Origin of the sequence: Zobellia laminariae (assembly GCF_030553095.1) — a bacterium.
Lineage (GTDB): Bacteria > Bacteroidota > Bacteroidia > Flavobacteriales > Flavobacteriaceae > Zobellia > Zobellia laminariae.
Window position 1 is genome coordinate 1,675,638 of record NZ_CP130738.1, and the last position, 14,570, is coordinate 1,690,207.

General features: G+C 38.7%; 11 protein-coding genes and 2 pseudogenes. 2 read left to right on the forward strand and 11 right to left on the reverse strand.

Annotated elements, in window-relative coordinates; translation table 11 throughout:
* Positions 1-39: 39 nt before the first annotated feature.
* Together Q5W13_RS07955 and Q5W13_RS07960 are read left to right on the forward strand one after the other, a co-directional pair.
* Entirely contained in the window at positions 40-795 is a 756-nt protein-coding gene (locus Q5W13_RS07955) for a sulfite exporter TauE/SafE family protein (RefSeq protein WP_162524447.1), read from the forward strand.
* A 330-nt stretch (positions 796-1,125) separates the two neighbouring features.
* On the forward strand, positions 1,126-3,690 hold the full coding sequence (locus Q5W13_RS07960) for a zinc-dependent metalloprotease (RefSeq protein WP_304445936.1): 2,565 nt from the start codon (positions 1,126-1,128) through the stop codon (positions 3,688-3,690).
* Between the two features lie 4 nt (positions 3,691-3,694).
* On the opposite strand, the gene Q5W13_RS07965 is transcribed toward Q5W13_RS07960, so the two are convergent.
* The 11 genes and pseudogenes from Q5W13_RS07965 to Q5W13_RS08015 form a co-directional block, all read right to left on the reverse strand.
* The gene (locus Q5W13_RS07965) at positions 3,695-4,069 is read right to left on the reverse strand and encodes an enolase C-terminal domain-like protein (protein WP_304445937.1); all 375 of its coding nucleotides are present in this window, start codon (positions 4,067-4,069) and stop codon (positions 3,695-3,697) included.
* A complete protein-coding gene (locus Q5W13_RS07970) occupies positions 4,035-4,757 on the reverse strand; it encodes a mandelate racemase/muconate lactonizing enzyme family protein (protein ID WP_304445938.1) in 723 nt (240 codons plus the stop codon). The genes Q5W13_RS07965 and Q5W13_RS07970 overlap by 35 nt, the downstream gene beginning before the upstream one ends.
* Positions 4,754-5,826, reverse strand: a pseudogene (locus tag Q5W13_RS07975) (N-acetyltransferase DgcN family protein). Before Q5W13_RS07975 ends, Q5W13_RS07970 begins: the two are co-directional and overlap by 4 nt.
* 10 nt (positions 5,827-5,836) lie before the next feature.
* Positions 5,837-6,358, reverse strand: a complete 522-nt coding sequence (locus Q5W13_RS07980) for a pyridoxal-phosphate dependent enzyme (protein ID WP_304445939.1) — start codon at positions 6,356-6,358, stop codon at positions 5,837-5,839.
* Complete coding sequence (locus Q5W13_RS07985; RefSeq protein ID WP_304445940.1) at positions 6,307-6,897, reverse strand: pyridoxal-phosphate dependent enzyme; 591 nt, start codon at positions 6,895-6,897, stop codon at positions 6,307-6,309. Before Q5W13_RS07985 ends, Q5W13_RS07980 begins: the two co-directional genes overlap by 52 nt.
* A gap of 92 nt (positions 6,898-6,989) precedes the next feature.
* Positions 6,990-8,030, reverse strand: a complete 1,041-nt coding sequence (locus tag Q5W13_RS07990; protein WP_304445941.1) for a Kelch repeat-containing protein — start codon at positions 8,028-8,030, stop codon at positions 6,990-6,992.
* A gap of 39 nt (positions 8,031-8,069) precedes the next feature.
* Positions 8,070-9,416, reverse strand: a complete 1,347-nt coding sequence (locus tag Q5W13_RS07995; RefSeq protein WP_368662482.1) for a rubredoxin — start codon at positions 9,414-9,416, stop codon at positions 8,070-8,072.
* A gap of 104 nt (positions 9,417-9,520) precedes the next feature.
* Positions 9,521-11,578 (reverse strand): FAD-dependent oxidoreductase, encoded by a 2,058-nt coding sequence (locus tag Q5W13_RS08000; RefSeq protein ID WP_304446478.1) that lies wholly within the window; start codon positions 11,576-11,578, stop codon positions 9,521-9,523.
* 66 nt (positions 11,579-11,644) lie between these two features.
* Positions 11,645-13,048, reverse strand: a pseudogene (locus Q5W13_RS08005) (molybdopterin-dependent oxidoreductase); the annotation flags it as partial.
* A gap of 142 nt (positions 13,049-13,190) precedes the next feature.
* The gene (locus Q5W13_RS08010) at positions 13,191-13,679 is read right to left on the reverse strand and encodes an alpha amylase C-terminal domain-containing protein (RefSeq protein WP_304445942.1); all 489 of its coding nucleotides are present in this window, start codon (positions 13,677-13,679) and stop codon (positions 13,191-13,193) included.
* A complete protein-coding gene (locus Q5W13_RS08015; RefSeq protein ID WP_304445943.1) occupies positions 13,616-14,533 on the reverse strand; it encodes an alpha-amylase family glycosyl hydrolase in 918 nt (305 codons plus the stop codon). The genes Q5W13_RS08010 and Q5W13_RS08015 overlap by 64 nt, the downstream gene beginning before the upstream one ends.
* Positions 14,534-14,570 lie beyond the last annotated feature (37 nt).

Below are 14,570 nucleotides of genomic sequence, written 5' to 3' on the forward strand. Positions count from 1 at the left end.
TTAGGATACTTTTGCCCTTTATAAACCAAACCTATTCTTGTGCTTTTAACTACCACTTTTGATATTACACTTACCGCTTGGGCCCTTGCATTTACAGCCGCAACCGTTATCGGACTCTCAAAGGCTGGTATTAAAGGAATTGCAATTGTTAATGTAACTCTTATGGCTCTTGCTTTTACTGCAAAAGCTTCTACTGGCATAGTAGTTCCTCTACTGGTCGTAGGCGATATTTTTGCAGTAATCTATTATAATAGGCACGCCAATTGGGCACATATTTTGAAATTTCTACCATGGATTTTGGTGGGTATTGTCTGTGGAGTCTTTATTGGAAACGATTTGGATGAAGGCCTTTTCAAGATTGCCATGGCCATTATAATCTTGGTAAGCGTGGTCATGATGTACTGGTGGGACAGACGAAAATCACAAGCCGTACCCACGCATTGGCTTTTCGCAGGCCTAGTAGGAACTATTGCCGGTATTACTACTATGATAGGTAATTTAGGTGGCGCATTCAGTAACATTTACTTTTTGGCCATGCGCGTACCAAAAAATGAATTTATAGGTACTGCTGCATGGTTATTCCTTATAATCAATGTACTTAAATTACCCTTACACATTTTTGTTTGGGAGACCATAACCGTTGAGACTCTTCTGTTTGACTTGAAGTTGGTACCCGGCATTATTTTAGGCGTTTTCTTGGGCATACGTCTAGTGAAGATCATCAAAGAAGATTTTTATCGAAAAATGATTTTGGTATTGACGGCACTGGGTGCCGTAATGATTCTAATACGATAGAAAATTTACAGATTGCCATCTCTCCCAATAACCAAAACTGTTCGCTTTGTTGTTTTTCGATTTTAAAATTGACATCCACCTAACAGAATTGTATATTGAACTCGTCTTTTTTGTGGGGATTGACGTATATAACTACGGTTACAGGCACAAGCTTGTTAAGACCTATGCAATTTTCTGTTAAAAGCGAATAAGACTCAGCCAAAACCATACTAAAGTAAGAACTGACACGTTCGCTACTTATACGAAGACCCATCACGGGCACATTTTAAGGGGCAAATACCGACTACAACCTATAATTCTAAATTACAGGAGCGGTAAATTTTTATATCAATGAAACAACTTTTTACATACATAGGGTTGCTACTGTTGGCTGTATCTTGCAGCACCATTGGCGTGGCTCGAAAATCAAACAAAAAAGGTAAAGTAGAAAGCCTAGCGGCGACGGGTGCTAAAGCTTACGACCGTTTAATTACTAGCGAGGCCGTATCTAAAACAGGTCTCTTTGATGTCCACAAAGTAGGAGATAAGTATTATTTTGAAATACCCGATAGTCTTTTCAACCGGGAGATGCTTGTGGTAACAAGATTTATAAAAACACCTTCTGGAGGCGGAAACTACGGTGGAGAAAAAATATCAGAAAATACCATAACTTTTGAAAAAGGCCCTTCTAATAATATTTTTCTCCGTATTGCTACATTAGTAAGTGCAGCAAGTGAAGACGATGCCATTTCAAAAGCGGTGAATAATTCTAACATCACTCCTATACTTGAAGCTTTCACTATTAAGGCTACCAATGATGACAGACAATCTCAAGTAATAGATGTAACGGATTTCATAAATGGTGAAAATCCTCTATTAGCGCTTAGTGGCGACAAAAAGGACGATTACAAACTGACTTCCCTTGAAAAAGATAAATCCTATATAAAGGAAATAAATTCGTTTCCATTAAATACCGAAATAAAGACTGTTAAAACCTATAAAGCTAAATCGGGATTAGACAAAAGAAAACAACTTCCGGCAGCTATTCTTGCAGGAGTAGTTACTTTAGAGATCAACAATTCCTTTATTCTGCTTCCAAAGGTTCCTATGAGAAAAAGGTTGTACGATGACCGCGTAGGTTATTTTGCAAGCTCATATTTAGAATATGGCGATGACCAACAACAGGTAGATCGCAATACGTACATTCACAGATGGCGATTAGAACCTAAAGCCGAAGATTCCTTAAGATGGAAGCAAGGAGAGTTGGTAGAACCAAAAAATCCTATTGTCTATTATATTGATCCTGCTACTCCTAAAAAGTGGAGACCTTTTCTTATACAAGGAATTAACGATTGGCAAGTGGCTTTTGAACAGGCCGGATTTAAAAATGCCATCATAGGTAAGCCTTGGCCAGAAAATGATAAAAGCATGAGTCTTGAAGATTCTCGTTTTTCAGTTCTTCGCTATTTTGCTTCACCTTCAAAAAACGCATACGGACCCAATATTGTAGACCCTAGAAGTGGCGAAATATTAGAAAGTCATATAGGATGGTATCACAATCTTATGAGCCTACTGCACAGCTGGTATATGGTACAGGCCGGTGCTGTTGATGAACGCGCTAGAAAAATGGAGTATGATACAGAACTCATGGGGAACCTCATCCGTTTTGTAGCCTCTCATGAAGTTGGGCATACATTAGGACTTAGACACAATATGGGGGCTAGCTCTGCAACTCCTGTGGAAAAATTACGTGATGCAGAATTTCTAAAAAAGAACGGACACACAAGTTCTATCATGGACTATGCTCGTTTTAACTATGTAGCGCAACCAGAAGATAGTATTCCTGCGGAAGATTTAATGCCTCGCATAGGCGATTACGACAAATGGGCCATTCAATGGGGCTATTCTAGATTCGCAGATGACTTGTCTATTAAGGACGAGAAAGACCTTTTAAGTCAAATGGTAGTAGATAGCGTTTCATCCAATCCAAGGCTTTGGTTTGGTGGTGAAGGCCGCGATTTTGACCCTAGGTCTCAGACCGAAGATTTAGGTGATGATGCCATGCAGGCTAGTATGTACGGCATTCTAAACTTACAACGTATTGCGCCATTCTTGAAAAAATGGACACAAGAGAAAAGTAGCGATGACTATGCCAATCTAGATCAAATTTACAAGGACCTTGTCGGTCAGTATAGCGACTATATTTTTCATGTTTCTAAAAATATTGCAGGTATTTACGTAACTCCAAAAACAATGGGGGAAGAAGGTGAAGTATACCGCCCAGTAGATAAACAGAAGCAAAAACAGGCATTGGTATTTTTAAACAATTATATTTTTAAAGAGCCTAAATGGTTATTACGAAACGACATTTTGAATGCTATTCAATCCCCACAATCTAAAGAATCCGTAACCAAAACTATGGAGAGCGTTATGCTCAATCTTTTAGGAGGAAGTCGATTAAGTAGAATGACATTTATTGCCGAACGTTACGAAGACGAAGACCCTTATCTTCCACAAGATTATATGGATGATTTGAACCAGTTGGTTTGGGGAGATATGAATGTTTTCTACCAAACGAACGCATACCGAAGAAAATTACAGAAATCATACGTTTCTAATCTAATTACCCTCTACAAACCCGACGAAGCAGAAGGGATGGTAGAAGGTATTTTAGCTAAACTTTCTGAAGGCTATACTTCCAATACGGATGTTCGTTCTTTAGCATTGGATAACCTTATAAATCTTCAAGGCAAAATTAAGAGAACCATTCCCGTAATGACGGACAGGCTAACTATTGCTCATTTGAATTACTTGAAAAGAGAAATAGAATCAGTTGTTGGTGAGACAAAAGATGTTGATCCTTTATTCATTCCGTTCCGAAGGGATATCTCTATTCAGGAGCGTGAAGAAAACTAGTCCGTTACAAACTTATTTTCCCCAATCCTGGAGCATCTGACGGGTATAGTACGCCTTTTTCTAATCTGATTAAACCTTTAAAAGGGTCATCTACAACATCTAAATGCCCATCTAAATCAGCATAACAAATGTTGGGTCTTGAAAGTGCAAAATGAAGTCCTGCGGATATACCTAAAGCACATTCATCATTGCAACCCACCATGGTTTCAATACCAGCTGATTTTGCTACGGAATTAATATGCATTCCCTCAAAAATGCCTCCAACCTTCATCAGCTTAATATTCACCATATCTACCCGTTCATTTTGGGCAAGTCTGAAAACATCAGTAAGAGTTTTTAAGCTTTCATCGGCCATTAATGGAATGTCTATCTGATCCATAACCTTGGCCTAGGCGTTCTTCCTTTTCCTGTTTCGTGGGCTGTTCAAAAATTTCAATTCCAATTTGGCTCGTAGCCTTTACGAATGCAACAGAATCCACAACCGTATATCCTTGGTTTCCATCAAAACGGAAAGTAACCTCAGGAAATTTCTCATGTAACAACGTCATTTTTTCAATGTCATCCACAAGGCTATGTCCGCCTTTAACTTTCAGGATAGAAAAACCCTGCTGAACAAAGTATTTTGCTTGCGCCAAAGTTTCATCCAAAGGTAAAATACCAATCGTTATACTTGTAGCGATACTCTGGCGGTAACCGCCTAAAAACTTATAAAGCGGCACATCTGCCTTTTTGGACATTAAATCATAAAGTGCCATATCTACCATAGCCAAGGAAGAAGATTTTCTTCCTAAAAGCTTTTTAAGCTCCATTAAGAGAAAGGCATAGGTAAAAGGGTCCTTGCCTTTTAGGTAGGGAATGATAAGCTCTTTTAGAGCCGCCTCTACTTCTTTAGGATGTTCTCCTGTTACACTCTTATCGGGAGCCCCGCAACCGTATCCTACAATGGCACTATCTGTCTCAATTTTAAGTATAAAATTCACCGTATTATTTATCGTTTCATAAGCGATAGTATAAGGTTCTGAGAGTTTTAAATCAAGCCTCTCATAAGACACATTTGTTATTTTCATTGAATTTTTTCCTTTAATAATGCCACTAGTTCTTTTGCTCCATACTTTAAAACATCAAAGGCAGGGAGTTTTGTTTCTAGGGTAATTTGTTTGCACGCCTCTAAAATCTCATCTTCTTCCATTTCTTCGTGGTTTACGGTAATGGCTATTACCTTTTTACCAGAAATAACTTCTATGGCATTTATCTGCTCTGCTAGAGAATGCATTTTATAACCTGGAAAACCATCATACTCCAGTCGTTTTGGGGCGTGTTGCAATATGACATAATCCGGTCTACCCGCTGCCAAAATCTCAAAACCCCTGGGTAAGCAGGGTTCATAAGACTGCCCTGACCTTCAATAACGATAATATCAGGATCTTCATTTTTATATGCACTTACAACGGCATGTTCAATTTCACCCGACACAAAATCGTTGATGCAACTATCCATTACCATACTATATTTTGCACCTTGCATCCAAGCAGTCTGGCCAGTTCCTATCATCTCCGCTTTTTGCCCTGAGTCTCTTAAACCATGAACCAAAAGCCATGCTGTTGTACGTTTGCCAAGTGCAGAATCTGTACCTAGAACAGCCAATTTAAGGCAGTCTACTTTTTCTATATCTCCCGTAAAAAAATGGAGTTTATCTCTATCCGGTGTTTTGCGTACATCACGTATGCGACAGTTATTTTTGGTAGCTATTGCCATCAATGCTGCATCATTGGTTAAAAAGTCGTGCAGTCCGCTATCAACATTCCAACCCATTTCCAAAGCTTTAGAAATCGTAGTTTTTGCTTCGTGCGGTAACCGGCCACCATCTGGTGCTAAACCAATAACAAGTGATTCAGGTATGTTACCAGAAGCTTTTAAAGTTTCAACAGCTTGATCTATAGTTGCAAAAACAGGAATTCCACTAGGTTTCCCATCAAGAACTTCACCTGCATCTCTTCCAGCGTAATTAGCATCTATAACACCCACAACATTGTAGCGTTCTGTAAAACGAACTAGGCCATGCGCAGTTTTTCCATTCGGTGTATTGAAAGCTCCATCGCAATAGACTAGGGCATTTCCATCAATTGATTTTTTCATTCTCTTAATATTAATTTTTTGCTGTCAGTACCGCAACAAAACGGTCTGGTTCAAAATTCATTTTTTCATCAAGTTCTAACAACGCAATAAGCCCGGCAGTAGATGCCGGCAAAATGCGAAAGCCTTCTTTCTTTGCTAATAAGGCCGTCATGTCTTTTAGCTTTTTATCACTGATATTGTATGCCTCACCACCAGACTCTTTTAAAGCATACAAAGCCTCTTCTCCATCAAAACTATGCCAGTTTATAAGCGGTTCATTGTACTTGGTTTCTTTGATTACATCCGGATTCAAATCTTTACAATGGTCTAGACCTTGCAAGAACGATTGAATAATAGGATTTTTTCTAGAGGATGATGCTGCAATCATTTTTGGTATTCTAGAGGTTTTCCCTCTCTTGTACAAACTAACAAACCCACGATAAATTCCCGCGAAAAGCGTACCATTGGAAACCGGAACTGCGCAATACTTAGGTGCATCTCCTAAATCTTCGAAAATCTCTGTTGCAATCTGGGAGTATGCACTAATCTGCAAAGGGGTATTGGCTCCCCAGGATTTGCATCATACCAACCGTTATTTTTTGCGAGCTCGCTACTTTCCTTTACCACATCTTCATAACTACCGGGCATCCGAATAATCTCGGCACCAAGTAATTGCATCTCAACAACACGGTCTGTATGAAAACTCTCGGGAATATAAATTCTACAGGCAATACCAGCCAAGTTCGCCGCCAAAGCAACTGCAACCCCGTAATTACCACAAGTAGCCAAAGAAACCACTTTAAATTCCCTTCGGAGTGCATCGTAGATTTGTGCAAAAGCAATACGATCCTTTTGCGTACCAGTAGGGTTATCGCCCTCATACTTTATATAAAGCTGGCGAATATCAAACTCACGCTCCATGGTTTTGGCACGGTGTAAACCCGTATCTCCCACCTCAAGATTTATAATATCTTCATAAGACTCCAAGCGGTCCACCAAGGATTTACTTTTATCCTTTACAAATTCGCTTAGTTTTTTAGTCTCGGAAGACACTTTATTTTCTGCGGTTTTAACACCGTCTCTTAAATCCATTTATATAATTTGATTTGGGGAAATTCCCTATCAAATGTAATATGTTTTTTGGCACGATTTAAAAAATAATTTTAAAATTATTCTGCTGAAAATCAATCTTCTACACCAAATTTTTCCATAGTTGTTAGTTCAGGAGACCCTCCTCTATTTCCACATCCGGAAGCAATGTATAAATCGTCTTCAAAAAGTACCAGACCACTACCGTGTCTGCCCTCTATCATGGCTGGTAGCTTATGCCATTTATGCGTATTTAAATCCAAGACCTCAACTTCAGCATGTGCTTTTTCCTGCGCTGTAGATTCACCGCCAACCACTATAACTTCATTATTGTAAAGTGTGGCCGCATTTCCGGCGCGTTGGGTTGGAATATTTTCTGGTAAAGTCTCCCAAGTATTACTTTTTATATCATACACATCAACCTCTCCTATGGTCCCACCAAAAACAGAATCAGGATCAATACCGGAATTTCTACCAGCAGGGGCGTAAATCTTTCCATCTGCTAAAACCGCTTGAAAATGGTCTCTTGCACGAGGTGCATCTGCCAAAACCTTCCACTCTCCCGTACTTGGGTCGTAACTGTCCATCCATTTTTTATGGTCTCCTATATGACCATTTTTTATTCCACAAGAAATATAGACTTTACCTTCGTACAGTACGTTTCCTGTAGAACCACGTCTTCTTTCTTTGGGGATTTCATCACCCTTTGACCACTCATCATTGGCAGGATCATAAATATAAATATGCTCCGTTGGAGTTTCAGCAGGGTATTTCCCCGTCAATGCAGAAATAAGGTATATTTTGTTCTGATAAATTACAGGTTGAAAATGATGCATTTCAATAGGTGGCTTAGCACCTTTGGACCAAACTTTAGTATTCGTATCATAAATACTCACAGGGCGAATGTCTCTTCCCCCCAATAAATAGAATTTATCTTCTACACGAACAAATGCTGCTTCATGACGGGCTACAGGTTTACTACCATCTGCGGACGCAACTTGCTCCCATTTCATTGTTGGCTTTTGAATGGTTATCTCGTCTACAGGATTTTCTACTTCCTTGTTTTTGTCAGGATTGTTTTTGCAAGCCGTGAATAGTAAAATACAACTTAACAGAGCAATATACTTTTTGTTCATTTGGAATGGTATTTAGGTACTATCCAAATGTAATAAAAATCAGCTCGAATAATTCAATTCAGTTTTTTCGAATTGTGATTTTGGCGCTTCGCAAACGGCACAAACATATGTATCCGGCAAATCCTCAAACGCTGTACCCACAGGAATATCAGCTATTAAATCGCCATACAACGGGTCATAGACGGTAAAACAGGATTGACATTGATGTATAGTCTTTAACTCTTGCTCTATAGCCTTCTTAGGTGCTTCCGTTTTTTCAACCTCTCTACCCAATTGATCAAAATACTTTTTACTGAGTTCCATTAGCAGACCTGGTAACTCAATTTTATCTACGTCTTGAGCGTAAGCCAAATATTTTTGGGTATTGGGGTCAAAATTCTGAAAGTGAAGTACGTTATATGTAGGGCGCACATCAAAATCTTTTACGATTGTAGGCGAACTATTTTTTTCTATAACCACCGAAGCAAAATGAGATCTCTTGCCCACATCGTTGCTTATGCCAAATGTAAGTCCGTATGTACTAATATCATTCTGGTCAAAACTGCGAACCAAAAATTTCTTAAGTTCTAAAGCCTCGTTATCATCTACGGGAAGGTGCCAATTCATTTCTAATTGCGAATGCCTGACGTTTATACCCCACTGTCCTAAAAACCGTTCTAATGCTTGTCTGCTCTGCTTTTGAATACCTTTTACAACAAACGATTTCCAAGGCGTGATACAAATTTTACCAATACTGTTATCTAAACAAAAACCACAGAATTCTTTTAAGAACGATAGGTCATACCTATTGTTCCGCCAATACAGACCTAACCAATATTGATCAAGCCCCATACGGTTCATACCCTCATAATAAGGAAAAGTTAGATAAGGTACTTTTAGCTCCTTTTCTATGGTCTTGTTGTTGGTATCTAGATTCTTGTTCAAGATAAAAAACAGCTCTTCTACATCTTGAATGTCTTCATGAATTTCTTCAATGGCCTTGGAAATTGTGGTAATATCCCAACTGTAAATCAATACGGGATAGAATGCTGCTTTTTCCCAATGTGGCAACTTAATATTCAAGTACCAATAATCTTCATTCTCAGAAGCTATAAAATTTAGGTTTCCACTAAAAAGAGGGACCAATCTTTGCTTAGGATCCGTAATATTTATTTTTAGCTCTGGAAGAAAATCAAATCCCTCTAGGATATAGAGATAGGTAGATCCTTTAAGCCAGTGGGTCATATCAAAAATATCTGCAGTAACGTAAGAGCTTACAATATTCTGATACTGTCTTTCATTAATGATATTAGTATTGAACTTTGATATATGCTCTAGCTGATCTTCTTCAACCCCCTTTAAAGGAAAAAGTAAATCTTGTCTTGAACCAAAGTAAACCTCGCTCAATCCCGCAGCTTCTAACAAGCCTATAATATCCTTGAGCTCCCTGGCGAAGTAACTCCTCCTTTTATTAATATACGGTGCAGATCATCGTTCATAATCCCGATTTTTTAATTTGCTAATTGTAGTTGTTTGTTCAATATGGCCTTTACTTCTGGTTTACAGCTGCCACATCCTAATCCTGCTCCTGTTTCTGAGCATAATGTGTTAAATTCCGAGCAACCACCGGCAATAGCATCAATAACATTGCCTTCGCCCACTTGGCTGCAAGAACAGACCAGTTTTCCTTTTAAAGGAACAGTGGTTGATGCTCCTCTAAGCAGCTCGTTTCGCTTTTCTGATAGTTCTATTTCTTCTTCTATCAAACGCTTGAACTCGGCAAACTCATTCTTATCGCCCATTAATATGGCTCCTTTTAAAGTATCGTCTTTAACGATACATTTTTTGTAGAAGCGTTTACTAACATCCATCAAAATAATCTCTTCGTAACTACTATCTCCTGAAGGTGCATTCACCATTCCGATACTACACAAGTCAAGGTTTTCGAACTTCAGAATATTCATAAGAACAGAGCCATTATAAATACTGCTATAATCTCCTAAAATGTAGTTAGCAGCAATATCTGCCTGTTGTTCCGCCGCCGATGTAATTCCGAAAAGCGCATTGTTAAACTCTGCAATTTCGCCCAGAGCGAAAACAGATGGGTTATTGGTCTGTAAATATGAATTGACAATTACGCCACGTCTAGTATTCAAATCGGCTTTTTTCGCCAATTCAATATTCGGTCTTGTTCCTATAGCGTAAACAATGGCATTACATTGAATGGTTCTTCCTGTTTTTAGGTTAACCAATAATCTAAACGGATTCTCTTTTTCCTCAAAAACCGTACTTACCTCACTATCAAAATAAAGGTTGATGTTTCTTTCGAGAACATCTTCTGCCAAAAGACGACTTGCAACACTATCTAACTGACGTTCCATAAGGCGTGGTGCCCTTTGAACGATACTAATATTGATGTCTATCTTTTTAAGCGCAGCCGCCAACTCTAGCCCTAACAAACCACCACCAACGATAACCACATGTTGTTCGTTTGCCGGTAGCCCTGTTTTTTGCAGGTATTGCTTCAGTTTATCCGCATCTCCTCGTTCACGCATCGTAAAACGACCGGGTAAATCTATTTGCACCTCACTAGGCACAAAAGCACGGCTACCTGTGGCCATTATGAGCAAATCATACGAATGTATTAATCCGGCACTATCGGTAACCTGCTTCATAGATGTATTTACATCACTGATGCCGATTCCCGAGTGCAAGTTCACATTCAGCTTTTGTAATTCTCCCGATTTTAGTTTCTCCAGTGCTTCCCATGAAAGTTCATCACTTACATATTCAGGCAACAGAACACGGTTATAAAACGGATCTTTCTCTTTGGAAAAAACATGCAGCTCATCCTTTTTATTTTTCTCTCTATAAGATTGAATAAAGCGATAAGCAGCTGCACCTGCACCAATAACAATAATTTTCTGAGCTGGTTTTACAAACTTCTCTACCTGAACCGCACAGTATTTAAAATCCGGCTCCTTAGAAATAGGATCTACTAAATCATTGGTAAGATTGTTGGCTCTACCAAAATCATTATTCAAGACTTTACCCCAGTGCATAGGAAGAAAAACTACACGCTCGCGAATATCAAAATTGATTTTCACCTTAACCTGTACTTCTCCTCTTCTACTCTTGATAACCGCAATATCCCCTTCTTTTAACTTCCGTAGAAAAGCATCTACCTTATTCATTTCTAGGTACGGTTGCGGAATATGGGTAAGTAAACGCTTTACTTTTCCGGTCTTGGTTCGCGTATGCCATTGATCTCTTACCCTTCCCGTATTCAATACTAAAGGGTATTCTATATCTGTTGCTTCTGATTTATTATAAAGACTTCGTGGCGCATTAAAATGTGCCTTTTTATCGTTTGTGTGAAAGTTTAGATCTGTGAACAAACGCGGTGTACCCGGATGGGTTTTATGCGGAACTGGCCATTGGAAACTTCCCTCGTTTTTTAAGCGTTCGTGAGACAGACCTGTAATATCTATATTCGTCCCCTTTGTTAAAAGGCAATGTTCATCATAAACTTCAGCTGCGTTTTTATAATCAAAGCCTTCATAACCCATAGCTTGAGCAAAACGCCAAAGAATTTCTGCATCTGGCAAAGCCTCCCCTGGAGCATCAATAACTTTGGGTAAATAACTAATTCTTCTTTCAGAATTGGTCATAGTGCCCTCCTTCTCTAACCATCCTGCAGCCGGAAGCACCAAATCTGCAAACTTGGTAGTTTCGGAATTATGGCTAATATCTTGAACCACTACAAACGCAGCCTTCTTTAAAGCTTTTTCAATCTTATTGGCATTTGGCATACTCACCACAGGATTTGTACAGATAATCCATATAGCTTTCAATTTTCCACTTTCCAGAGCATTGAACATTTCTGTTGCGGTATAGCCCGGTTCGGAATTAATTTCTTTTCCTCCCCAAAAATCGGAGACTTCCTTCCTATGTTGAGGGTTACCCAAATCTTTATGCGCCGCCAAAAGGTTTGCCATACCACCTACTTCACGACCGCCCATAGCATTGGGTTGACCCGTTAATGAAAACGGACCGCAACCAGGTTTACCTATTTGCCCAGTTAGCAATGAAATGTTTAGTAAAGACACGTTTTTAGAAACCCCAATCACACTTTGGTTGAGTCCCATGGTCCACATGCTGATAAATTTATTAGCATCGCCAATGTACTGCGCTGCTTTACGAATATCAGCAACAGTCACGCCACATTTTTCAGCTGCTTGGCGTAGAGAAAGTGTAAAAGCACTCTCCTTACAAGCATCAAAATTAGAAGTATGTTTCTTAATAAAACTCTTATCTATTTTCTTCTTTTCAATAAGCCACCTAGCTATGGCATTAAACAGAATAACATCTGTTTGGGAAGGATTTGTAAATGTAAATCTGCCGAAGCACAGGTCTGCGTTACTCTGGGGTCTACAACTATTATTTTTACATTGGGATTATCTTCTTTGTGTTGTTGAGCGTCTGTATAGAATAGGATGACACCAAGCAGGGTTAGCTCCTGCAATCAAAAAACAATCTGCCAATTCAATATCTTCATATGAAATAGGTACTGAATCTTCACCCAAAGCTTTTTTATAGCCCACAACAGCAGAACTCATACAAAGACGACTATTAGTGTCCACATTGTTAGTGCCAATAAAACCCTTGGTGATTTTATTTACCAGATAATATTCTTCCGTAAGACATTGCCCTGATACGTAGAAACCAACACTATCCGGCCCGTGTTTGGCAATAATACTTTTAAAAACGGCCGCAGCACGTTCAAAAGCGGTGTCCCAGCTTACTTTTTGCAACGGATGGTTTCTACTCCATCTCATTTCTGGATGCATGATTCTGTCACTAGTGTCTTGCGCAACGTAATTAAGATTTCTTCCCTTAGAGCATAACATGCCTTTGTTGGAAGGATATTCCGGATCACCGTCTACCTCTATCTTACCTTTGCTGTCTACATCTACCAGTATACCGCAGCCTACGCCGCAGTAGGAACAAACGGTCTTATGTGTTTTTTTTTTCAACATTGCATTTCCTTTTTGATGCAAGACACCAAAATTAGATACAGCAAGTTATAAAATTACGTATATATACGTAGTGTTTTTTTCGTAATAGTTTGAGGTTTTAATCGTACATCAACAAAAAAAGAGCCTTTTCACTACTTTTCGATCAATGACTCAAGATACGTCCCCAGCATGGTGGAACTTCAACAGAAAGACCTGTTTTATTGGATGTTAAAGTATATCCGGTGTTCAAAAGATCCGCATAAACTCCTGAGGACAACCCTTTAAAATCAATATTTACTTTAACTGATTTTTTTGAAGCATTTACAATTACAATAATGGTCTTATACGTACTTTTTCTAGAGAAAGCGTATTGTTCATTGGTAACCAACAATGTCTCATAAGAGCCATTTACAAGGGTTTCGCAATTCTTATGAACTAATATAAATTGTTTTATGGCTTCTAACAACTTCGGATGTTTTGCCTGCTTCCCTAAGTCATTTAGCTTTACATGAGGGCGCAACGAATCATCGCTATGTGCAGTTTTCTTTCCTTCAAAACCCCACTCGCTTCCGTAGTAAATAGCAGGTATTATAGTAGCGTAAACAGTAGAAGGTATAATGGAAATAAATGCTCTGGCTTCTTCAAAGTACAAGCGGCACGGTTAACGTCATGATTATCCACAAAAGAATAGAGTTCTAGATTTTTATAAACCCCTTTAGGACCAAAATCTAGTTCCACCATTTCGGAAATTTTACTAAAATCCTTTAGATTGAAGCTTTCATAAATAGGAGTGTGGTAATCATAATTGGTCACGGAATCTAACATAGCAGGATTTACCCACTTATTATAATCGCCATGAACTACTTCTCCCATCAACCAAAACTCTGGATTTTCTTTTTTACAATAGAGCCTAAGCTCTTTCATAAAATCAAAATCTAACACATCTGCAGTATCCAAACGTAGACCATCAATTTTATAAATTTCAATCCACTTTTTAACCGCACCAAAAAGGTAATCACGGACCTCCTTATTTTTAAGATTAAGTTTTACTAGTTGATAGTAGCCTGCCCAAGTATCATAGGTAAAAGCATCCTTTAACGGGCTTTTCTTCTTAAAATTTATATTTGAAAACCAATCAGTATATTTTGAATTCTTTCCAAATTCTTGAAGGTCTTTGAAAGCGAAGAAATTCCTGCCCACATGATTGAAAACTCCATCTAAAACCACTTTTATTCCCAACTCGTGGGCTTTCTCTATGAAAGCGATTAAGGAAGCATCATCACCTAATCTTCTGTCTACTTCATAATAGTCTGCAGTATCGTAGCCATGGGTTGATGATTCAAACACAGGACCTATATAGAGTGCGTTGCACCCTAAATCTACCATATGCTCCAACCAATCATTAAGTTCTGAGAATCTATCAACCGGATTAGAAACGAAATCATTGGTTTTTTCAGCACCTAAAAGGCCTAAAGGATAAATATGATAAAAGATAGCGTGTTTCATGTACAGGAATAGTACCGAATTAGTAAATCACAAAGTA